The following is a 21,658-nucleotide window of genomic DNA, read 5'->3' as shown; positions in this document are numbered from 1 at the left end:
TCACATGCGAACCATCTTCGAATTTTCGTCAAATTTCTTGAAAAATGGACGTTTATAAGTTGAATTTGCTATTCGCTGGTGATAGAATGAGTTTGTAGCAGGAAATGATTTTTTTTGGAGATTGTGGGACATAATATGTCTATGCGGGACTTCAAATGACCACTGTAAGTGAAGGGGCACCAAGAATGAATTCATTTATCGAGATTCAAAAAAGATTATTGCCTGATTTACTCGTAATTATGCAAAAAAGATATTACATTCTTCATCACATCAGCAATATGCAGCCTGTCGGCAGAAGAAGCTTGGCGGGAAGCCTTGGATTGACGGAACGAGTGCTCAGGAGCGAAGTGGAGTTCTTAAAAGATCAGAAGCTTATACATATTACGAACATTGGCATGACACTCACTCCAATTGGCGAAGAAACTTTGGAAAGTCTTTCTAGTGTAATGAGGGAAGTAACGGGTATTAACGAAATGGAGAAAGAGCTTGAAAAGAAGCTGCATATCAAAAGGGTGATTATTGTAGCTGGAGACAGCGATCATTCTCCATGGTTGAAAAAAGAACTGGGACTTGCAACAGCTAATAGTATGAAATCACTATTAAAAGGCAATAATATCATCGCAGTTAATGGTGGAACCACGATGGCTGCAGTGGCAGAGATGCTTACGCCTAACATAGTGGACGGTGAATGGCTGTTTGTTCCGGCGCGTGGCGGCATTGGGGAAGATGTTAAAAACCAGGCCAATACGATCTGTTCCATGATGGCTGATCGCACAGACAGCAAGCATCGTGTCCTGTATGCTCCTGATGAAGTGAGCAAGGAGATGTACAAAAGCATTGTCAAAGATGCCCGCATCAATGAAGTTTTACAGTTGATTAAATCAGCTAGCCTGCTTATTCATGGAATTGGAGATGCCATTACAATGGCAGAACGCCGCAGTACAAGTGCAAGTGACCTGGAAAAAATCGTGCAGGCAAATGCTGTCGGTGAAGCATTTGGTTATTACTTTAATGAAGACGGAGAGGTTGTCCATAAGGTTCAGACGATCGGCCTTAGACTTGAAAATCTTTCTACTGTTCCAAATGTAATCGCAGTTGCCGGAGGATCGTCAAAATCAAAGGCTATTAGAGCCTATTTAAAAAAAGCGCCACCCTCTACCATTCTGATCACAGATGAAGGAGCGGCAAAAAACTTGATATAATGGGAAATCCCTTTATATATAATTATCTCTAAATTTAGAGGAGGAAATAATAATGACAGTAAAAGTTGGTATTAACGGATTTGGACGTATCGGACGTTTAGCATTCAGAAAAATCATGGAAAACCCAGAATTGGAAGTAGTGGCTATCAATGATTTAACTGATACTAAAATGCTGGCACATCTTTTAAAATATGATTCATCTCAAGGTACTTTCCAAGGTGAAATCGAAGTACACGAAGGTTACTTCCTAGTAAACGGTAAAAAAGTAGTAACTACTGCTGAAAGAAACCCAGCTGACCTTAAATGGGGCGAGCTTAACGTAGATACAGTTATCGAATCTACTGGTTTCTTCACAACTAAAGAAAGTGCTGAAGCTCATATCCAAGCTGGCGCTAAAAACGTTGTTATCTCTGCACCTGCAACTGGTGAAATGAAAACAATCGTTTACAACGTAAACCATGACATTCTTGATGGTACTGAAACAGTTATCTCTGGTGCTTCTTGTACTACAAACTGCCTAGCTCCAATGGCAAAAGCACTTCAAGACAACTTCGGTATCGTTGAAGGACTAATGACAACTATCCATGCTTACACTGGAGATCAAAACACTCTTGACGCTCCACATCCAAAAGGTGACTTCCGCCGCGCTCGTGCTGCTGCAGAAAACATCATCCCTAACTCAACTGGTGCTGCTAAAGCTATCGGTCTAGTATTGCCAGAACTTAACGGTAAATTAGACGGAGCTGCACAACGTGTACCTGTTAAAACTGGTTCATTAACTGAGCTTGTAACAGTTCTTGACAAAAAAGTAACAGTTGAAGAAGTTAACGCAGCAATGAAAGCAGCTGCTGACGAGTCTTACGGTTACACTGAAGACGAAATCGTTTCTTCTGACATCATCGGAATCAGCTATGGTTCATTGTTCGATGCAACTCAAACTAAAGTTATGACAGTTGGCGACAAGCAATTGGTTAAAACTGTTGCTTGGTATGACAACGAAATGTCTTACACAAACCAACTTGTAAGAACAGTTAAACACTTTGCACAATTAGCTACAAAATAATTTTGTTAAGCTAAAGCCCTTAATCAAACAGCGGAAACAGCTTTGTTTCCGCTCTTTTAAAAATAGCTTTGCAATCTTTAGTGGATACGGATTAAAAGCTTAAAATAATGCAAGTGGAGGGTCTCATTTAATGAACAAGAAAACGATTCGCGATATCGATTTAAAAGGCAAAAAAGTATTTGTTCGTGTTGACTTCAACGTTCCGATGAAGGATCAAAAAATCACGGATGAAACAAGAATTCAAGCAGCACTACCAACTATTAACGAGTTAGTAGAAAAAGGTGCTATCGTAATTTTAGCAAGTCACTTAGGCCGTCCAAATGGTGAAGTGGTAGAAGAATTGCGTTTAACTCCAGTTGCTGCACGTCTTTCTGAGCTACTTGGCAAAAATGTTGTAAAAACAGATGAGTCTTATGGTGAAGCTGTTAAAGCTGAAATCAGCAAGCTGTCTGAAGGCGATGTGCTATTGCTTGAAAACGTACGTTTCAATGCTGGTGAAGAGAAAAACGATGCAGAATTAGCAAAAAGCTATGCTGAACTAGCTGATGTATTCGTAAACGATGCATTTGGTGCAGCACACCGTGCACATGCTTCAACTGAAGGTATTGCACACCATATCCCAGCTGTATCTGGTCTATTAATGGAAAAAGAGCTTGATGTATTAGGAAAAGCACTTTCAAATCCAGACCGTCCATTCACAGCTATCGTCGGTGGAGCTAAAGTAAAAGACAAAATCGGCGTAATCGATAACCTTCTTGATAAAGTAGATAACTTGATCATCGGTGGCGGATTAGCTTATACATTCGTAAAAGCACTTGGCCATGAAATCGGATTGTCTCTTCTTGAAGAAGATAAAATCGAACTAGCGAAATCTTATATGGAAAAAGCGAAAGAAAAAGGTGTTAAATTCTACATGCCTGTAGATGTAACAGTTGCAGACGACTTCTCTAACGATGCTAACACACAAACTGTTTCCATCGAAGAAATCCCTTCTGATTGGGAAGCGTTGGACATCGGTCCAAAAACAAGAGAAATCTATGCAGATGTTATCAAAAACTCTAAATTGGTTATCTGGAACGGACCAATGGGTGTGTTTGAATTAGATACATTTGCTAAAGGAACAAAAGCAGTAGCAACAGCTCTTGCTGAATCACAAGATACATACTCTGTCATCGGTGGTGGAGATTCTGCAGCAGCAGTTGAGAAGTTTGACCTTGCAAACAAAATGAGCCATATTTCAACAGGTGGCGGTGCTTCGTTGGAATTCATGGAAGGCAAAGAACTTCCAGGTGTAGTAGCTCTTAACGATAAATAATAATTAACCAAGCATGAAAGGATGTTATACATGCGCAAACCTATTATCGCTGGAAACTGGAAGATGAACAAAACACTTCCTGAAGCAGTGGACTTTATCCAAGAAATTAAAGAATCAATTCCTTCTAGTGAACAGGTTGATGCAGTAGTTGTCGCTCCTGCTCTATTCATCGGTCAATTAGTAGAATTGACTGACGGCACAGAAGTGAAAATTGGTGCACAAAACATGCACTTCGAAAAAAATGGTGCTTTCACAGGTGAAATCAGCCCTGTAGCTTTGGAAAACATCGGTGCTAAATATGTTGTCCTTGGACACTCTGAACGCCGTGAGTTCTTCAATGAAACAGACGAAGCTGTTAACAAAAAAACGATTGCAGCTTTTGAAAACAACTTAACTCCAATCGTTTGCTGTGGTGAAACGCTTGAGCAAAGAGAAAACGGCGAAACAAACGAATTCGTTGCTTCTCAAGTTTCAAAAGCTCTAGCTGGTCTTACAGATGAGCAAGCTAAAGCAACAGTTGTAGCTTATGAGCCAATCTGGGCAATCGGAACAGGCAAATCTTCTACATCAGCTGATGCTAACGAAGTTTGCGCACATATCCGTAAAACAGTAAGCGAACAGTTTTCTCCAGAAGTGGCAGAAAGCATCCGCATTCAATACGGCGGCAGCGTTAAGCCTGAGAACATCAAAGAATATATGGCACAGCCTGATATCGATGGTGCTCTTGTAGGAGGAGCTAGCTTAGAAGCACAAAGCTTCCTGCAATTATTGGAGGAAGGTAAGGCATGAGTAAATCTCCTGTAGCATTGATCATTTTGGATGGCTTTGCATTGAGAGACGAACGTATGGGAAATGCTGTTGCTCAAGCAAAAAAGCCAAACTTTGATAAATACTGGAATCAATATCCTCACACAACACTTGTTGCGAGCGGTGAAGATGTAGGTCTTCCAGAAGGACAAATGGGTAACTCTGAAGTTGGCCATTTGAACATTGGAGCAGGACGTATTGTTTACCAAAGCTTGACAAGAGTGAATGTGGCAATCAGAGAAGGTCAGTTCGCTAAGAACGAAACTTTCGTAAATGCCATCAAGCATGTGAAGGAAAAAGGCAAGAATCTTCATCTGTTCGGTCTTTTATCAGATGGAGGGGTTCACAGCCATATTGAACATATGTATGCCCTTCTTCGCCTTGCAAAAGACGAGGGTGTAAAAAATGTATATATTCACGGAATTCTAGACGGCCGAGACGTCGGTCAAAAGACTGCGGAAAAATACATTAAGGCTACACAAGAAAAAATAGAAGAATACGGTGTAGGTGAATTTGCGACAATCTCAGGACGCTACTATTCTATGGATAGAGATAAGCGCTGGGACCGTGTTGAAAAATCCTACCGTGCAATGGCCTATGGTGAAGGACCTAGCTACTCCAACCCATTGGATGTTGTAGAAGATAACTACAGAAATGGTATCTTTGACGAATTCGTACTTCCGTCTGTTATTACTAAAGAAGACGGTAAGCCGGTTGCAACCATTCAAGACGAAGATGCAGTAATTTTCTATAACTTCCGTCCAGACCGTGCAATCCAAATCTCTAATGTATTCACAAATGAGGACTTCCGTTCATTCGATCGCGGAGAAAATCATCCGAAAGATTTATATTTCGTATGCTTAACTCATTTCAGTGAAACAGTAAAAGGGTATGTTGCTTTCAAGCCAACAAACTTGGATAACACATTAGGTGAAGTTATTTCCCAAAATGGATTAACTCAGCTCCGCATTGCGGAAACGGAAAAATACCCACACGTAACGTTCTTCATGAGCGGTGGACGTGAAGCGGAATTCCCTGGTGAAAAGCGTATTTTGATCAACTCTCCTAAAGTTGCAACATACGACTTGCAGCCAGAAATGAGCGCTTATGAAGTGACAGATGCACTTCTAAAAGAGATTGAAGCAGATAATTTTGATGCTATCATCTTAAACTTTGCAAACCCTGATATGGTTGGGCACTCCGGAATGCTTGAACCTACTATCAAGGCTATCGAGACTGTTGATGAATGCTTAGGCAAAATCATCACACTGATTGAAGAAAAAGGCGGCAAAGCTATCATTACAGCAGACCATGGTAACTCAGATGAAGTGGTAACACTTGATGGAAAACCAATGACTGCACATACAACAAACCCTGTGCCTGTCATTGTGACAGTGCCTGGTGTCGAGCTTCAAGAAGGAAAGCTTGGAGATTTGGCTCCAACTATGCTTGAGTTATTAGGACTTGAACAACCAGCAGAAATGACTGGTACATCTATCATTAAAAAATAATTGATTTATTAAAAGGAGAGAATTTATTATGCCATACATTCAACATGTATATGCTCGCGAAGTATTAGACTCACGCGGTAACCCAACAGTAGAAGTAGAAGTTTTAACAGAATCAGGTTTCTTCGGTCGTGCACTTGTTCCATCTGGTGCATCAACTGGTGAATACGAAGCAGTAGAATTGCGTGACGGCGACAAATCACGCTACCTTGGCAAAGGTGTTCTTAAAGCAGTAGAAAACGTAAACGAAGTTATCGCTGAAGCAATCATCGGTATGGACGTTACTGACCAAGCTGGAATCGACAGAACTATGATCGAGCTTGACGGAACTGAAAACAAAGGTAAATTAGGTGCTAACGCTATCCTTGGTGTATCTATGGCTGCAGCTCACGCTGCTTCTGAAGTTGTTGGTCTTCCATTGTACCGTTACCTTGGCGGATTCAATGCTAAGCAATTGCCAACTCCAATGATGAACATCATCAACGGTGGTTCTCACGCTGACAACAACGTGGACTTCCAAGAGTTCATGATCTTGCCAGTAGGTGCTCCAACATTCAAAGAAGCATTGCGTTATGGTGCTGAAGTGTTCCATGCACTTAAATCAGTTCTATCTGCAAAAGGCTTGAACACAGCTGTAGGTGACGAAGGTGGATTCGCTCCAAACCTTGGTTCAAACCGTGAAGCTCTTGAAGTTATCATCGAAGCAATCAAAAAAGCTGGCTATGAGCCTGGTAAAGACATCTTGCTTGGAATGGACGTTGCTTCTTCTGAGTTCTACAACAAAGAAACTGGTAAATACGATCTTGCTGGAGAAGGCCGCACTGGCTTAACTTCTGAAGAGCTAGTATCTTTCTACGAAGAGCTAGTTAACGAATTCCCAATCATCTCTATTGAAGATGGTCTTGACGAAAACGACTGGGAAGGTCACAAATTGTTGACTGACCGCATCGGTTCTAAAGTACAATTGGTTGGTGACGATCTATTCGTTACAAACACTAAAAAATTGGCTGAAGGTATCGAAAAAGGAATTGCTAACTCAATCCTTATCAAAGTTAACCAAATCGGTACTTTGACTGAAACTTTCGAAGCTATCGAAATGGCTAAACGTGCAGGTTACACTGCAGTAGTATCTCACCGTTCTGGTGAAACAGAAGATGCAACAATCGCTGACATCGCTGTTGCTACTAACGCTGGCCAAATCAAAACTGGTTCACTTTCTCGTACAGACCGTATTGCTAAGTACAACCAACTTCTTCGCATCGAAGACGAGCTTGGCGACCTAGCTGTATACGATGGTCTTAAATCTTTCTACAACCTTACTAAATAAGGTTTGAACTTCAAGCACCTGACATTTTTGTGTCAGGTGCTTTTTTGTTGCCACAACTTGGATAAAACCGTTGTAATGCTATTGTGGGACAAGATAAATTATGGTACATTAAGAGTAATGTATGTTCGTTTTAATGGAGGTGCTTGTATGTTACACACAATCTTATTAACATTACTGATTATTGTTGCTCTTGCTCTTATTGTAGTAGTGCTTCTGCAATCAGGAAAAAGTGCAGGTCTATCCGGGGCCATTTCAGGTGGGGCAGAACAGCTTTTCGGTAAACAAAAAGCTCGCGGTTTAGACTTAATACTTCATAATACAACAATCGTACTGTCAATTTTGTTCTTTGCTTTAACGATTGCAGTCAGCTATTTCGATATTTAATAGCTGAACGGTATAGATGAAAAACCTGGCCGGATGCGGTCAGGTTTTTTTTCTGCAAGAGGGGTTTTGGAATCTTTTTGCTGGATTCTTATCCTTTTTTCTGCCTAAAATAGGATGAGATTTACTAAAAAGAAAATCAGCTATACATATGTTAATCCGATGGAAATGGGAAAAGATAAGGCAAGGAGTGTTTTTAAAATGAAATTAGTGGAACAAAAGCCGTTGTATTTTGAAGGAAGTAATAAACGTGCTGTATTGCTGCTGCACGGCTTCACAGGCAACACATCAGATGTAAGAATGCTTGGACGCTATTTGAATACTAAAGGATACAGCTGCTATATTCCGTTGTATAAAGGCCATGGAGTGCCGCCAGAGGACCTTGTGCAGTATGGGCCAGAAGATTGGTGGAAAGATGTTCAGGCAGGCTATAATTTCTTGAAAGAAAAAGGTTATGAAGAAATTGCAGTGGGCGGACTTTCTCTAGGCGGGGTATTTTCTCTTAAGTTAGGTTACACTGTACCTGTAAAGGGTATCGTAACAATGTGTTCTCCAATGTATATTAAAAGCGAAGAAGTCATGTATGAGGGCGTCCTTGAATATGCTCGTAACTATAAGGTTAGGGAAGGAAAATCGGAGGAAGTCATTGAACAAGAAATGGCAGAATTCGCCCCGATGAATACGTTAAAAGAGCTGCAAGGCTTGATTGCAGATGTCCGTCAATCAGTGGATTTAATTTATTCCCCTGTTTTTGTTATACAAGCAAGACATGACCACATGATTAATACAGATAGTGCAAATATTATCTATAATGAAGTGGAAAGTGATGATAAAGAGATCAAATGGTATGAGAATTCTGGCCATGTTATTACACATGATAAAGAAAAGGACGAGGTTTTTGAGGACTTCTACCAGTTTATTGATCGATTAGATTGGATTAATTAATTAAAAGGAGGTTGTTTGTTTGGATATAATTCAAGAGCATATAGAAAAGCTGCTGCATTATATGAAGGACGAGGCGTATAAGCCCCTGACAGTACAGGAGCTGGAGGAAGCGTTTGGAATTGAGGATTCTTCTAACTTTAAGGAGTTCGTCAAGGCATTAGTGCAGATGGAAGAAAAAGGGTTGGTTGTAAGAACGAGAAGCAATCGTTACGGTCTGCCTGAAAAGATGAATTTAGTGAAAGGGAAGATATCCGGCCATGCAAAGGGTTTTGCCTTTGTTATTCCAGAGGAGCCTGGTCTAGACGATATCTTTATCCCGCCAAATGAAGTGAAGACAGCGATGAATGGCGATATCGTGCTTGCCCGTGTCACTTCAGAAAGCTCTGGTCAAAGACGGGAAGGAACCATCGTCCGTATTCTGGAACGAGGTGTGCAGCAAATTGTCGGTACATATTCCGAAAGCAAGAATTTTGGGTTTGTTATTCCCGATGATAAAAAAATTGCCACAGATGTGTTCATTCCTAAAGGCAGCACAAAGGGTGCTGTAGAAGGCCATAAAGTAGTTGTAAACTTAACTGCTTATCCAGAAGGAAGAAAGAATGCAGAAGGGGAGATTATCAAGATACTGGGCCATAAAAATGATCCTGGTGTGGATATTCTATCTGTTATTCATAAGCATGGACTGCCGCTTGCTTTTCCTGACGAAGTGATGGCACAGGCTGACAGTGTTCCAGATGAAATTGATGAAAGTGAAATCAAAAACAGACGTGATTTAAGGGATCAGCAGATTGTCACAATTGATGGTGCTGATGCAAAGGACTTGGACGATGCGGTAACCGTTACAAGGCTGGAAAATGGCAACTACAAGCTTGGGGTTCACATTGCAGACGTTTCTTATTATGTGACGGAAGATTCACCAATTGATGTAGAGGCACAAGACAGAGGCACAAGTGTTTATTTAGTAGACCGAGTTATTCCAATGATTCCACATCGCCTGTCAAATGGGATTTGCTCTTTGAATCCAAAAGTAAATCGTCTGACATTGTCTTGTGAAATGGAAATCAGCCCGAGCGGTGAAGTGGTTAGCCATGAGATATTCCAAAGTGTCATTAAGACAACAGAACGAATGACTTATGCCGATGTTAACTCAATCTTAAATGACAAAGATGAAGAGCTGCGAGAAAGATATGCTGAGCTTGTTCCAATGTTTGAGAGAATGGAAGAGCTTGCGCAGATTCTTCGCACAAAACGGATGGGCCGAGGAGCAATCGACTTTGATTTCAAAGAATCAAAGGTTCTTGTTGAAGAAAATGGAAAGCCAAAGGATGTTGTCCTTCGTGAACGTTCTGTTGCAGAACGCCTTATTGAAGAGTTCATGCTTGTTGCCAATGAAACAGTAGCAGAACATTTCCACTGGCTGCAAGTACCGTTTATTTATCGTATTCACGAAGACCCGAAAGAAGAAAAGCTGCGCAGGTTTTTTGAGTTTATTACAAACTTCGGCTATATCGTGAAAGGTACTGCGAATGAAGTTCATCCGAGAGCTCTTCAGGAAATTATTGAAGAGGTGCAAGGCACACCAGAAGAAATGGTTATTTCAACTGTTATGCTCCGCTCCATGCAGCAGGCAAAATATTATCCAGAAAGTCTAGGGCATTTCGGGTTGTCAACAGAGTTCTATACGCACTTCACGTCTCCAATCAGACGCTATCCCGATTTAATTGTGCACAGACTTATTCGCACATATCTAGTAGAAGGTGACATTAGCGCTCCTACTCAAGAGAAATGGAACAGCAAGCTGACAGACATAGCAGAGCATTCGTCCAATATGGAAAGACGCTCTGTTGAAGCAGAACGTGAGACTGACGAACTCAAAAAAGCAGAATATATGCTGGATAAAATCGGCGAAGAATATGACGGCATCATCAGCTCTGTCACAAACTTTGGAATGTTTGTGGAGCTTAAGAATACAATTGAAGGTCTTGTACATGTCAGCTATATGACAGACGACTATTATCGCTATGATGAACGCCATTTTGCGATGATTGGTGAAAGAACAGGCAAAGTATTCCGTATTGGTGATGAGATCACAGTTCGTGTTGTTAATGTTAATAAAGAAGAGCGTGCCATTGACTTCGAAATTGTCGGCATGAAAGGAACTCGCCGCAGAGATCCGAAAAAAGAGGGCAAAGTATTTTCAACTGGCAGCACATCTCGCGCGCCACGGAAAGGAAAGTCTGGGGCCGGCAAAGATGGACGCAATGGCAATGGCAATGGCAGCAACGGGGAAGGAAAACGCAAGGGCAAAAAAGAAAGAAAGTTTTATGAAAATGCCCCAAAAGCAAAAAGAAAGAAAAAGAAACGCTAAAATGTTTTTGAGAAAGGGAAGCATATCTTGCTTCCCTTTGATAAACTTCATCAAAATTGTCCGAACAGAGATAATTTGATACAATTAGGTTATAAAGGTAGGGGATTTTAATGCCAAAAGGTGAAGGGAAAGTAGTCGCTCAAAACAAAAAAGCGAACCACGATTATTTTATTGAGGAAACATATGAAGCAGGCATCGTGCTGCAAGGAACAGAGATTAAGGCAATCCGTGCTGGCAGGGTTAACCTGAAGGAATCATATGCCCGTGTTCATAACGGTGAAGTATTTTTGTATGGCATGCATATAAGCCCATATGAACAAGGAAACCGTTATAATCATGAGCCGCTGAGAACACGCAAGCTGCTGCTTCACAAAAAGCAGATAAACCAGCTGATTGGCGACACGAAGGAAATCGGTTATGCACTAGTTCCATTGAAGCTTTATATGAAAAACGGCTTTGCCAAGGTTTTAATCGGGCTCGGTAAGGGTAAGAAAAACTATGACAAGCGTGAGACATTAAAGCGCAAAGAAGCAAACCGCAGCATCGAGCGTGCCTTAAGAGATAGACAAAAAATGTAATCCAAAAACTTACAATTGAAATCTAGGATGTTTATGTTATAATAAATTATGTCGTTAAGACAAGCATAACTTAAAGCTCCTATTTTTGAGCTTCCTAACGTTAACGCAAATAGCGTGAATCCAGTGATGTAACAATCACTAGATTTTATCCTTATGGGGACGTTACGGATTCGACAGGGATAGTTCGAGCTTAGGTTGCGAGTCGAGGGGATCGGCCTCGTTAAAACGTCAAAGCCTATAACTGGCAAACAACAAAACAACTTCGCTTTAGCTGCTTAATAGCGCTTAGCGGTTCCTCCCTCCATCGCCCATGTGGTAGGGTAAGGGACTCACTTTAAGTGGGCTACGCCGGATTCCACCGTCTGAGGAAGAAGGAAGAGAACAACCAGGCTAGCTCATCGGACGCCCGTCAGCAGGCATAAGAATGAGCGAATCGCGAATATGTTGACTACACTCGTAGAAGCTTAAGTGCCGATGTTTCTGGACGTGGGTTCGACTCCCACCGTCTCCACCAAATACATATGTTTGGTGGTTTTTTACTACTTAGAGATATGAAGCATCAAATTCCCGGTTGGGGGTTTGGTGCTTTTTTATTTATGCTGCTGTCTTGCTTCTAAAAATAAACCGAGAAATATACATATAAATTGATTAACAATAATTGTAATTGTTATATTGTTAAATAAAGGGGATAAAAGGAGGAACGTCATTCACTTCCATAAAAGGAGGACTTTCATAATGAAAACTTTTGAGGTGATTTTCTCTTTAGTTGCGGTACTGATTTTGGCTGCTTGTAATAACTCATCCACAGAATCAAGCAATTCAGCAGATAAACAAGCTGAACATAACAGCAGTTCTCAAACAGCAAATGGTGAGGCACCTAAAGAAAATACTGGTACAAATAAAACGGAAAAAAACACAGCTGCTAATGATACTGCAGAGAGTCAAAAGGAAGTGTATCTCAAGAAATTAAATGATACAAAAAAAGAAATGGATGAACGGCGGAACAATCCAGAAGATGACTCAACATATGCCATGAAAAAGGTTGAAGGTGACAGATATGACACGTGGGATGGCTTAGTAAATGAAATTTATGGTGTCTTACAGAAGCAACTGCCTTCTGACGAAATGGAGCAGTTGAGAAATGAACAGCGTAAGTGGATTGAATACAGAGATAGTACTGCAAAAGCGGCTTCTTTAAAATATGAAGGCGGTACGATGGAAGAGTTGGAATACGTGGCTGTGCTAGGAAATCTTACGGAAGAAAGATGCTTTGAATTAGTGGAGAAGTATATGCAGTAATAAGATTATTATGTGAATGAAAGGGAGAGGCCTATTATTCGTTAATAGGTCTTTTCTCAATATGAACATATTTATAGGAATATGCTTTTAATTGCGGAAATAAATAGATATAAAGTAAAATACATGAAAATAGAATGAGGTATAAGAGGAGGGGCCATATGGGGCTTACGATAAGCGAGGTTGCTGAAAAAACAGGAATATCTCCGCACACACTGCGTTTTTATGAAAAAGAAGGACTTGTTCCTGCTGTTAATAGAGATCATAATGGAATTCGAATTTATGAGGATTATCACTTAGAGTGGCTAAGCTTTATGGTGTGTTTGCGTGCAACGAATATGCCGCTGAGTGAAATGAAGAAATATGTGGAATTAACACAGTATGGCAAGGCCTCTATTAGGGAAAGAAAAGAAATGATGCTTAAGCATAAGAAAAAAGTAGAAGAACAGCTGCAAGAAACTTATAGCTATCTGGAGAAAATAAATTATAAATTAGCTTTTTATGATATTCATGAAAAAGATTTAAAGATACTGCCATAATAAAAGGGCACTGCGTAAAAGAGTAGTGCCCATAAAAACTTACAGACTAAGATCCTTCATATTATTATCATCATAGCGATTTCCATAGACCGTATTTTTGGGATTTATACTGTCAAGACGTACTAAATCTTGAGGAGTTAATTCGACTTCTAAAGCGCCGACATTTTCCTCTAAGTATTTTTGACGCTTTGTCCCAGGGATTGGCAGGGCACCATTTGCAATTGTCCAAGCGATAGCTAATTGAGAAGGTGTAACATTCTTTTCTTTAGCCATATTCTGAATTTCACTGACTATATCAAGATTTTTTTGGAAGTTCTCCCCTTGGAACCGCGGCATAAATCTGCGCAAATCATCATCGCCAAAATCTTTGAAATTACTTATTTCTCCGGTTATAAACCCTCTGCTTAATGGACTGTAAGCTACATGTGTAATTCCTAGATATCTTACAACAGGTAAGATTTCCTCCTCAATATCTCTGCTCCACAAGGAGTATTCTGTTTGTAATGCAGAAATAGGATGTATGTTGTGTGCCCGTTTTATGGTATCAACTGATGCTTCGGATAATCCAATTGCTCGAACTTTTCCTGCCGTAACTAAATCGGACATTGCGCCGATTGTCTCCTCAATCGGAACATTTGGATCGACACGATGTTGATAATAAAGGTCAATATAGTCAATATTTAATCGGCGCAGACTGTCATCAACAGCTTTTTGGATATAATCAGGGTGACCGACGATTTTTTCATAATTTGTTGTATAAGCAAACTTAGTAGCAACAATTGCTTTATCTCGTTTACCTTGCAAAGCCTTGCCGAGCAAACTTTCATTATGACCATTTCCATAAACATCTGCCGTATCTAATAATGTCACACCCAATTCCATTGCAGTATGAATCGTTCTAATTGATTCCTCATCATTTGTCTGACCATATATTCCTGGTGACATCCCCATCAACCCTAGGCCAATGGATGATACTTCCAACTCACTATTTCCAAGTCTTCTTACTTTCATGTTCTTCACTCCAATAATAGATTTTTTTGTACTTTTTAATCATATGACTTAGAGTTTTCTTGAGGTCAAGCAAAAATTTATGTTCACGATTTTCCCGCTTATCATCCTTGATTTAGAGTTTAATGTAATATTTAGTTTAAAATTACACTTCGTTTTTTGAGTTTGAGCTTAATTTTAGTTAAAGTAGCTTTAACGAAATTGATATAATGAACATAGATTTTTTCTCTTGGCGTCTTTGACTAATTGATTGTCGTTCCCTGCTAATTACAGTAAGACAATATAAAAGTAAAATGAAATAACTATCCCGTTAACAGAATTAGCTGTAATGTGCTGATAGATAGAGAGGTGTAAATAAATATGACTGCAAATACTCGTATTAGAATACCGGATGGACTTTGGACTGGATTAAAAAAACTAGGATTTAATGCGCAGGATTTAGTTCGAAAAGCAAAAATGCCGCTGACTGTAATCAGTGAATCAGTTGTCACTGTTGAACAATATTATGCATTATGGCAAGCATATTCCGATATGATCGGTGATAGTGAAGCTGGCATGTTGCAGCTTCCGACAGTATTTGAAACAACACAGTATCCCCCATCTGTACTGGCTGCTTACCATGCCCGTGATTATCGGGATGCGCTTAACAGAATGGCGCGTTACAAAGAAATGTGCCCTCCTGAAAAATTACGCATTGTGGAACAAGATACAAATTGTGTAATTGAACTGAAATGGTTGGAAACCGAGCAAGCAGGACCAGCCCTGCTTGTCGGAACAACACTTGCGTTTTTACTGGAACTAGGACGAAGAGGCACCGGATATCCTATAAAAGCGAGCTTAGTAGAATTTACACATTATTTTGGTCAAGTCCAAGCACTGGAAGATTATTTTGGTTGCCCGATCCATATCGGAGCAAAACATAATAGACTGATATTGCAAAGAGAAGATCTTGATCGTCCTTTTACTTCCTATAATGCTGAATTACTGCAGATACTAACACCAGTATTGGAGCAAACATTGGAGGAGCAGCGCCACAGTCACTCAATAACGGAGATAGTTAAGTGGATTTTAAAACGCAATTTAACAGGAGAACGACTTGACATACAAGATGTTGCAAGTGAGTTGGGCATGAGCGAACGTACCTTACAGCGACGGCTTACTGATGAAAAAACCAGCTTTAAGGATCTCTTAAAGGAAGTCCGTCATGAACAGGCACGACAGTACTTGGCTGATCCTGACCTAGATATTAAAGAAGTCGCTTTTCTCGTTGGATATAAAGACCATAGCTCGTTCTATCGTGCCTTCCGTTGTTGGGAAGGTGACACTCCTTTAAATTGGCGTACTGAACATGCACTTATAGACGAACGACAAGGATAACCTACTTAAAGGAGAAATGTATCTTGGAAATGGAATTAGTAAATAAAACCGCTTTAGTTACAGGCTCAACAAAAGGAATCGGGAAAGCAATAGCAAAAGAATTGGCTAAAGAAGGAGTTAATGTTCTCATCAATGGCCGCAACTATGACGAGGTAGAACGAACTGTACAGGAAATTAAATCAGAATTCCCGTTAACTTCCCCTCAAAATGCTGCAGCTGATATTGTCGATGTGCAACAAAGAGAGGAACTATTTAGGAAATATCCTAATGTCGATATTTTAGTTAACAATATGGGGATATACGAAATCATGCAATACGAAGATGTTACAGATGAAGTCTGGCAAAAATACTTTGAAACGAATGTATTAGCTGCAAATGGGCTTTGTAAACATTATCTTCCAAAAATGCTGAATAAAAATGATGGCCGAATCATTTTTATTGCTAGTGAAGAAGCCGTAATGCCTTCTGGACAAATGCCACAGTATTGTATGACAAAATCAATGCTGCTATCATTAGCAAAAAGCTTGTCTTTTCTAACAAAAGGTACAGAAGTTACAGTCAATACCATTATGCCTGGACCAACACTTTCTGAAAATGTGCAAGCTATAATTGAGGGTATTTACAGTGATGAAAACATGACCTTTACAGAAAAAGAAACACAATTTATGGTCACTAATTTGCCTCAATCAGAAATACAGCGATTTATCAGACCGATTGAAATAGGACGATTAGCCACATTCCTATGCAGTCCCTATGCATCTGCATTTAGAGGATCACCAATCCGTATGGATGGCGGAATGGTTCCGACCATTTTTTAAACAAAAGAGCTGCCGTTTGGCGGCTCTTTTTTGCTAGATTTACATTTTTTAAGGGCAAAGGGAGCCTAGAATAAAACCTTCCGAAAAAGGAGGTCTTTGAGTTTATTAGATTTCGTGGTTTCAGTACGGATTATACCTATCAACAAAACACGCAAAAGCTGACCTAAGATCATCAGCTAAATACTCGTCTTCTTCTGTGGTTTTTCGTTCCTGACTGAGAGTTTCCATTAATTCCAGAGTGTCTCGATAAATTTGTTGATCGTGTTCGTCCGTTATTTCGGCTATCTTTTGGCCATAGTCATATTGGTAAAAACCATCATATACTTCACTGTTTGCTGCAGCTAAGGCAATCTTTCGTTGGAAGCAAGCTGTGCAAATGCCACAAGGAGTATTTGCAGCCGCTAATGCTGTTTTTCTTTTCATTCTCAAACATTCATTTGTATTTTTAATTTGTAATTTATGCTCTTTAGGCATTTCTTTGAGGACAGTTATCCTCGTTTTATGCAAGAGGGGTGTCTCAATCTGCATATCTGCAGAAATGCATTGATAAAGTGCATTCAGCAGTTGATATGTTTTCGGATGAGCAGTCTTAGCTAGGTTTAGAGAATCTGCATCTATCTTTTGGCTTTGATAATAATATACTTTTGTTCCGCCGTTAAAATAGGCTTTGGCAGCAGCTATCGCCAATACTAAGGAAATGGCCGCAGGAGTAGTTTTGGATTTTCTTTTGTTGAGTAATTTAATATCTATATTTATTATTTCGCTCGAATCGGATGCTGTCTTTCTTAAAAAAGCAGCTAGTTTCTGCTGTTTTGTTTTTTCATTATTTTTGTTGGGAATGCGTATATAATCACATACTAACTGGTGATTTATGCCGGCAATTGATTCGATATCATCATAGAACAATGCAATGTTTTGATAGGCTGGCAATGACAATAAGAATCCTTCTTCCGTATCTGGCGGAATGTTATTTGTAAATTGAAGTGACACATGCGTGTCTGTCATCCAGGAAAAAAACGCTTCTGCCGCAGCTTTTTCCTTCTCCCAAACAGAATAATGAAAAACGGGAATGGTAATGGAAAGATCTTTTTGGCCTTTTTTTATCTCTGGCGCAAATAAGAATAGACTGGTTGTAATCGTAATAATGTCTAGAAATTTCGTGCTGGTATCATCATAGTCAAAATACATTCCGTGAAGCAGTTCTTTATGTAAATGAGGCAATACATTGTTTACATTCATACAAAAACTCCTGTTATCTTGTCAAAATGAAAATAGCAATATATTAAATTATAGCATTTAATGAGCGTACAGGAGAATTTTAAATATGGAGGGCAGCTGACGTAATTAATTATAACTCGCGGGCTGCACTTACCTTTGAAGTAAACTTCCGAATTTGTCCAAGTCTTTCAAAGTTTTCGGCAAAGTTCGGAGCGTTTACTTTTATTAACCCTTCATTAAAGTCTTTTTTGAAGTGAAAAACTCCAGATGGAAGCATTGCGATTAGATGGATTTGATTCCATGCGGGATAATCAGCCTTATGGAATAATACTTCTGCCGTTTCAAGGGCGATAAATTCCTTGCACCACTTTTTTGATTGGATAATATGCTCCATAGCAGGGCCATTATTGTGAATCATTATTTCTTTAAATTCTGCTAGATAATCGGGTTGAACATGAACGTATTCAACGATATGTATGAAGCCGTTCTTTTCGTTAGAAGGGAGGAAGGAGCCTGGTGTTGGCAGCATGCTTTCTTGTCTGATTAACAGTGTATGATAGTCCTTGAAAACATTTTTAAAATGTTCATATTGCTTCCCATCTGCTGCTTTCATCATCACAAGGACATTCCATAGCTGACTCTTTTCTTCAGTGGAGAAAGTCAGTTTCCGCCGGTAAATTCTATTGAATAAGAACTGACTATTATATTGATGGAAGTATGTATGCAGTTTACTGATAAGTTCCTTAGATTCCTTTTTCGTTGCTGTGTATGTTTCAACGTAATACAAGTTAGCCACCTTCTCTTCAAATTATTTACAACAAACGTATCATAAATGAGAATTGTTTTCAATTAGAAGAGGAAGTCTGTATAAAGAAAAGATAGAGCACTACCTCTATCTTTTCTTTTCAATATTCTAAATCATACCGCCATTAACACGGATTGTTTGTCCTGTAATCCAGCGGGATTCGTCACTTACTAAAAAGGCTAATGCATCGGCGATATCGTTTGTTTCTCCGAATCTTCCGAAGGCGTTGTTTCCTTTTAATGCCTGCAATTGTTCGGGAGTTTTTCCTTCCAAGAATAGTTCTGTTGTTGTCGGACCTGGGGCGATTGTATTTATCGTTATATTCTTTGGTCCAAATTCTCTGGCCAGCTGTCTGCTGATTTGTTCAACAGCCCCTTTAGTAGCTGCATAAATGCTGTAGCCTGGGAACATTACTCCTGCAACAGAAGTAGAGAAATTAACGATTCGTCCGTTCGGTGCCATATGCTTAAAGGCTTGTTGGCAGGCGAAATAGGTGCCTTTAACATTAATCGCAAAATGTTGGTCAAATTGTTCCTCTGTCACTTCACTGATTGGAATGGTATGCATGATACCTGCATTATTCACAAGGATATCGACCTTGCCGAAATGGCTAATGGTCGTTTCAAATAAATACTCTATTTCCTTAAGGCTGCTCACATCTGCTTTAACAGCTATCGCCTGGCCGCCCTTTTCCATGATAGATGAGGTCACTGCCTCTGCTGCTTGTGGGCTGTTAGCATAATTAACAACAACCTTAGCTCCCAGTTCTGCTAATTTTATTGCACTTTGAGCGCCTATTCCTCTTGATGCGCCTGTAATTATTGCGACTTTATCCTGTAAGTTTGTCATCATTTATTCCTCCAAGCTCTATTTTCCTCTAAATTATAAATAAAGTTACGAATAACGAGATAGCTGAATCGTCTATTATTTTTGCCTATTTCTCCAAATAAACGTTAAAATATATAAAAAAGGCGGTGAATGGCATGAAAGACAGGCAGCAGCAGTTAGTGACTTTAATTGAAAAACATACAAATAGGGATGGGACATTTGATGCGGAAATTGATACATTGAGCTTTATCCGCTCATCGACTTTATCAGAGCCTCTTCATTCCTTGTTCGAGCCGTCTGTCTGCTTTATTGCCCAAGGCTCAAAAATCGTGATGCTGGAGGATGACATCTTTCATTATGACCCCAATCACTACCTTATTGCCTCTGTCCATCTGCCGATAACAGGGAAAATCATGAAGGCGACGAGTGACAGCCCCTATCTAGGAGTCAAACTCCGCTTCACAACAGAAGAGATTCTCGATGTTATTAAGATGAAGCAAGATCACTCATTTCCCGCACAAAGAGCCATCATGGTGAATAAGACAACATCCAATATACTCGATGCAGTTATCAGGCTGATAGGCTTGCTTGATACGCCCCAAGACATTTCAGCACTGGCACCTCTTTATAAAAAAGAAATTCTTTATAGAATTTGGAATAATGAAGACGGAGATCAAATGAGAGAGTTTGCAGTAATGGGAAGTCAAGCGCAGGCAATCAAAGAGGTAATCCGCATAATCAATGAGGAATATAACCAGCCGCTTCGGATAGATATGCTTGCAAAAATAGCTAAAATGAGTGTTTCCTCTTTCCATCATTATTTTAAACAAGTGACAGCAATGAGCCCATTAAAGTATCAAAAGATGATTCGGCTGCAGGAAGCACGGAAGCTTTTGTTATCTGAACCGATGGAAGCAGGTGAAGCGGCTTTTCAAGTCGGCTATGAAAGTCCATCCCAATTCAGCAGAGAATACAGCAGAATGTTTGGAGCTCCTCCAGTCAGTGATATAAAAAGATTTCGTGAATCAATTAACAGGCAGTAATGTAGGGGTCTAGGCTTAAATTTGAAACAGCTGCCCAAAAAGCTTGAATAAGTAGTATATAATATAACCATAAATACAATTATGAGGTTGGTAAATTAATGATTCGGACCATTGCGGATATTGCTAAAATCGCCGGAGTCGCCAAAAGCACGGTATCCCGCTACCTGAATGGAGGCTCTGTCGGAGAGGCAACAAGGAAGAAGATTGAAAAGGCAATTCGAGAGACTGGCTACACGCCAAACCCTTTTGCTCAAAGTTTAAAAGCAAAAAAGACAAATATCATTGGCACGATTGTTCCAAGGCTGGATTCTTTTGCGTCATCACAGACGTTGATTGGAATCGATGAGCGCTTGAAAGAACTGAACTATCAGATGTTAATATCCAATACGAGCCAAGATTTAGACAGGGAAATTGAGAGTATATACAGCCTGGCAAACCAGAAGATGGCGGGTATTATCTTGCTTGCGACCGTGATTACGGACAGGCATCTTCAAGCAATAGCTGATGTGAATATTCCAGTTTTATTAATAGGTCAGGAGCATGAGGAAATTCATAGTGTTATTCATGATGATTATCATGCCGGTATGGCAATAGGGCAATATGTGCTGGAAAAGGGGCATCGCAACATTGCTTACTTAGGAGTGACAGAGCTTGATATTGCTGTTGGAATAAAACGAAAACAAGGCTTTACAAAAGCATTGGAGGGGAAGGAAGATATTGATGTCCATTATTATGAGACAGAATTTAATATTCCTGCTGCCCAAGCTGCCGCCATGGAAATCTTAAGAAATTCCAACCAGAGTATTGTCGTTTGTGCTACAGACAATATTGCCCTTGGCTGTCTGAAGGCAGCATACAAACTGGGGATAGCTGTACCAGATACTTTGTCTGTTACTGGCTTTGGCGGTTATGATGTCACGGAAGCCATTCATCCTGGCATTACAACAGCAAAATTTCATTATAAAGAAGCAGGGAAAAAGGCCGCAGTTAATATGGTGGAGCTAGTACATGAGCGGCCAGTAGAAATACTGACAACAATGAATTTTGAAATAATTAAAAGAGAAAGCGTTGACACAATCTAGCATGATGAATTATAATTCTAATGAAATCGATTCCAATGAAATTTATAATCGGTTTCGTTAGAATCATATTTTTTTAAGCTTTTATTTGGAACCGGTTCCTTAAACGGTTTTACTTTTTGTGTAATTTTGGAACCGGTTCTATATTGCCGG

General features: G+C 39.8%; 20 protein-coding genes and 1 other RNA gene. 17 read left to right on the top strand and 4 right to left on the bottom strand.

What is annotated here, in order from left to right; genetic code table 11:
- Positions 1-185: 185 nt before the first annotated feature.
- The 13 genes from LXM54_RS17875 to LXM54_RS17815 all read left to right on the top strand — a co-directional run bounded on the left by LXM54_RS17875 (position 186) and on the right by LXM54_RS17815 (position 13,329).
- Positions 186-1,202 carry a sugar-binding transcriptional regulator gene (locus LXM54_RS17875; protein ID WP_233316607.1) on the top strand — a complete coding sequence of 339 codons (1,017 nt, stop codon included), beginning with the start codon at positions 186-188 and terminating at the stop codon, positions 1,200-1,202.
- Positions 1,203-1,254: 52 nt separating this feature from the next.
- Positions 1,255-2,265 carry a type I glyceraldehyde-3-phosphate dehydrogenase gene (gene gap, locus LXM54_RS17870; protein WP_127738140.1) on the top strand — a complete coding sequence of 337 codons (1,011 nt, stop codon included), beginning with the start codon at positions 1,255-1,257 and terminating at the stop codon, positions 2,263-2,265.
- A 130-nt stretch (positions 2,266-2,395) separates the two neighbouring features.
- Positions 2,396-3,580: a phosphoglycerate kinase gene (locus LXM54_RS17865; protein ID WP_233316606.1), complete on the top strand. Its 1,185-nt coding sequence runs from the start codon at positions 2,396-2,398 to the stop codon at positions 3,578-3,580.
- A 30-nt stretch (positions 3,581-3,610) separates the two neighbouring features.
- Positions 3,611-4,369 (top strand): triose-phosphate isomerase, encoded by a 759-nt coding sequence (gene tpiA / locus LXM54_RS17860; RefSeq protein ID WP_233316605.1) that lies wholly within the window; start codon positions 3,611-3,613, stop codon positions 4,367-4,369.
- Positions 4,366-5,898, top strand: coding sequence for a 2,3-bisphosphoglycerate-independent phosphoglycerate mutase (gpmI, locus tag LXM54_RS17855; RefSeq protein WP_233316604.1), 1,533 nt, complete (start codon positions 4,366-4,368; stop codon positions 5,896-5,898). Before tpiA ends, gpmI begins: the two co-directional genes overlap by 4 nt.
- A gap of 28 nt (positions 5,899-5,926) precedes the next feature.
- Positions 5,927-7,222: a phosphopyruvate hydratase gene (gene eno / locus LXM54_RS17850; RefSeq protein ID WP_233316603.1), complete on the top strand. Its 1,296-nt coding sequence runs from the start codon at positions 5,927-5,929 to the stop codon at positions 7,220-7,222.
- Between the two features lie 147 nt (positions 7,223-7,369).
- Positions 7,370-7,606, top strand: coding sequence for a preprotein translocase subunit SecG (secG, locus tag LXM54_RS17845; RefSeq protein WP_233316602.1), 237 nt, complete (start codon positions 7,370-7,372; stop codon positions 7,604-7,606).
- Between the two features lie 198 nt (positions 7,607-7,804).
- Positions 7,805-8,548 (top strand): alpha/beta hydrolase, encoded by a 744-nt coding sequence (locus LXM54_RS17840; RefSeq protein WP_233316601.1) that lies wholly within the window; start codon positions 7,805-7,807, stop codon positions 8,546-8,548.
- Positions 8,549-8,609: 61 nt separating this feature from the next.
- Positions 8,610-10,916: a ribonuclease R gene (gene rnr / locus LXM54_RS17835; RefSeq protein ID WP_233316630.1), complete on the top strand. Its 2,307-nt coding sequence runs from the start codon at positions 8,610-8,612 to the stop codon at positions 10,914-10,916.
- A gap of 110 nt (positions 10,917-11,026) precedes the next feature.
- Positions 11,027-11,494, top strand: coding sequence for an SsrA-binding protein SmpB (gene smpB / locus LXM54_RS17830; protein WP_127738132.1), 468 nt, complete (start codon positions 11,027-11,029; stop codon positions 11,492-11,494).
- Between the two features lie 155 nt (positions 11,495-11,649).
- Positions 11,650-12,008: a transfer-messenger RNA gene (ssrA, locus tag LXM54_RS17825) on the top strand.
- Positions 12,009-12,229: 221 nt separating this feature from the next.
- Positions 12,230-12,793: a lysozyme inhibitor LprI family protein gene (locus LXM54_RS17820; RefSeq protein ID WP_233316600.1), complete on the top strand. Its 564-nt coding sequence runs from the start codon at positions 12,230-12,232 to the stop codon at positions 12,791-12,793.
- A 158-nt stretch (positions 12,794-12,951) separates the two neighbouring features.
- On the top strand, positions 12,952-13,329 hold the full coding sequence (locus LXM54_RS17815) for a MerR family transcriptional regulator (RefSeq protein ID WP_233316599.1): 378 nt from the start codon (positions 12,952-12,954) through the stop codon (positions 13,327-13,329).
- Positions 13,330-13,368: 39 nt separating this feature from the next.
- Here LXM54_RS17815 and LXM54_RS17810 read toward each other — a convergent pair whose 3' ends face one another.
- A complete protein-coding gene (locus tag LXM54_RS17810) occupies positions 13,369-14,340 on the bottom strand; it encodes an aldo/keto reductase (protein ID WP_233316598.1) in 972 nt (323 codons plus the stop codon).
- Between the two features lie 357 nt (positions 14,341-14,697).
- Between LXM54_RS17810 and LXM54_RS17805 the strand changes: the two genes are divergently transcribed.
- Both LXM54_RS17805 and LXM54_RS17800 read left to right on the top strand, forming a co-directional pair.
- Positions 14,698-15,714 carry an AraC family transcriptional regulator gene (locus LXM54_RS17805; protein ID WP_233316597.1) on the top strand — a complete coding sequence of 339 codons (1,017 nt, stop codon included), beginning with the start codon at positions 14,698-14,700 and terminating at the stop codon, positions 15,712-15,714.
- Positions 15,715-15,737: 23 nt separating this feature from the next.
- Positions 15,738-16,532: an SDR family NAD(P)-dependent oxidoreductase gene (locus LXM54_RS17800; RefSeq protein WP_233316596.1), complete on the top strand. Its 795-nt coding sequence runs from the start codon at positions 15,738-15,740 to the stop codon at positions 16,530-16,532.
- A gap of 120 nt (positions 16,533-16,652) precedes the next feature.
- On the opposite strand, the gene LXM54_RS17795 is transcribed toward LXM54_RS17800, so the two are convergent.
- The 3 genes from LXM54_RS17795 to LXM54_RS17785 all read right to left on the bottom strand — a co-directional run bounded on the left by LXM54_RS17795 (position 16,653) and on the right by LXM54_RS17785 (position 19,404).
- On the bottom strand, positions 16,653-17,771 hold the full coding sequence (locus tag LXM54_RS17795; RefSeq protein ID WP_233316595.1) for a 7-cyano-7-deazaguanine synthase: 1,119 nt from the start codon (positions 17,769-17,771) through the stop codon (positions 16,653-16,655).
- 109 nt (positions 17,772-17,880) lie between these two features.
- A complete protein-coding gene (locus LXM54_RS17790) occupies positions 17,881-18,537 on the bottom strand; it encodes a hypothetical protein (RefSeq protein WP_233316594.1) in 657 nt (218 codons plus the stop codon).
- Between the two features lie 126 nt (positions 18,538-18,663).
- Positions 18,664-19,404: an SDR family oxidoreductase gene (locus LXM54_RS17785; RefSeq protein WP_233316629.1), complete on the bottom strand. Its 741-nt coding sequence runs from the start codon at positions 19,402-19,404 to the stop codon at positions 18,664-18,666.
- 134 nt (positions 19,405-19,538) lie between these two features.
- On the opposite strand from LXM54_RS17785, the gene LXM54_RS17780 reads away from it, so the two are divergent.
- Together LXM54_RS17780 and LXM54_RS17775 are read left to right on the top strand one after the other, a co-directional pair.
- Positions 19,539-20,426: an AraC family transcriptional regulator gene (locus tag LXM54_RS17780; RefSeq protein ID WP_233316593.1), complete on the top strand. Its 888-nt coding sequence runs from the start codon at positions 19,539-19,541 to the stop codon at positions 20,424-20,426.
- Between the two features lie 98 nt (positions 20,427-20,524).
- Entirely contained in the window at positions 20,525-21,508 is a 984-nt protein-coding gene (locus LXM54_RS17775) for a LacI family DNA-binding transcriptional regulator (protein ID WP_233316592.1), read from the top strand.
- Positions 21,509-21,658 lie beyond the last annotated feature (150 nt).

The sequence above is a fragment of the Bacillus sp. Au-Bac7 genome (assembly GCF_021341655.1).
Classification (GTDB): Bacteria; Bacillota; Bacilli; order Bacillales; family Cytobacillaceae; genus Niallia.
The sequence above is the reverse complement of the archived record's forward strand: the minus strand, read 5'-3'. Positions and strand labels throughout refer to the sequence as shown.

Coding starts and splice junctions, on each gene's coding strand:
- LXM54_RS17875 (WP_233316607.1), top strand. CDS start 186: ATGAATTCATTTATCGAGATTCAAAAAAGATTATTGCCTGATTTACTC.
- gap (WP_127738140.1), top strand. CDS start 1,255: ATGACAGTAAAAGTTGGTATTAACGGATTTGGACGTATCGGACGTTTA.
- LXM54_RS17865 (WP_233316606.1), top strand. CDS start 2,396: ATGAACAAGAAAACGATTCGCGATATCGATTTAAAAGGCAAAAAAGTA.
- tpiA (WP_233316605.1), top strand. CDS start 3,611: ATGCGCAAACCTATTATCGCTGGAAACTGGAAGATGAACAAAACACTT.
- gpmI (WP_233316604.1), top strand. CDS start 4,366: ATGAGTAAATCTCCTGTAGCATTGATCATTTTGGATGGCTTTGCATTG.
- eno (WP_233316603.1), top strand. CDS start 5,927: ATGCCATACATTCAACATGTATATGCTCGCGAAGTATTAGACTCACGC.
- secG (WP_233316602.1), top strand. CDS start 7,370: ATGTTACACACAATCTTATTAACATTACTGATTATTGTTGCTCTTGCT.
- LXM54_RS17840 (WP_233316601.1), top strand. CDS start 7,805: ATGAAATTAGTGGAACAAAAGCCGTTGTATTTTGAAGGAAGTAATAAA.
- rnr (WP_233316630.1), top strand. CDS start 8,610: ATGAAGGACGAGGCGTATAAGCCCCTGACAGTACAGGAGCTGGAGGAA.
- smpB (WP_127738132.1), top strand. CDS start 11,027: ATGCCAAAAGGTGAAGGGAAAGTAGTCGCTCAAAACAAAAAAGCGAAC.
- LXM54_RS17820 (WP_233316600.1), top strand. CDS start 12,230: ATGAAAACTTTTGAGGTGATTTTCTCTTTAGTTGCGGTACTGATTTTG.
- LXM54_RS17815 (WP_233316599.1), top strand. CDS start 12,952: ATGGGGCTTACGATAAGCGAGGTTGCTGAAAAAACAGGAATATCTCCG.
- LXM54_RS17810 (WP_233316598.1), bottom strand. CDS start 14,340: ATGAAAGTAAGAAGACTTGGAAATAGTGAGTTGGAAGTATCATCCATT.
- LXM54_RS17805 (WP_233316597.1), top strand. CDS start 14,698: ATGACTGCAAATACTCGTATTAGAATACCGGATGGACTTTGGACTGGA.
- LXM54_RS17795 (WP_233316595.1), bottom strand. CDS start 17,771: ATGAATGTAAACAATGTATTGCCTCATTTACATAAAGAACTGCTTCAC.
- LXM54_RS17785 (WP_233316629.1), bottom strand. CDS start 19,404: ATGACAAACTTACAGGATAAAGTCGCAATAATTACAGGCGCATCAAGA.
- LXM54_RS17780 (WP_233316593.1), top strand. CDS start 19,539: ATGAAAGACAGGCAGCAGCAGTTAGTGACTTTAATTGAAAAACATACA.
- LXM54_RS17775 (WP_233316592.1), top strand. CDS start 20,525: ATGATTCGGACCATTGCGGATATTGCTAAAATCGCCGGAGTCGCCAAA.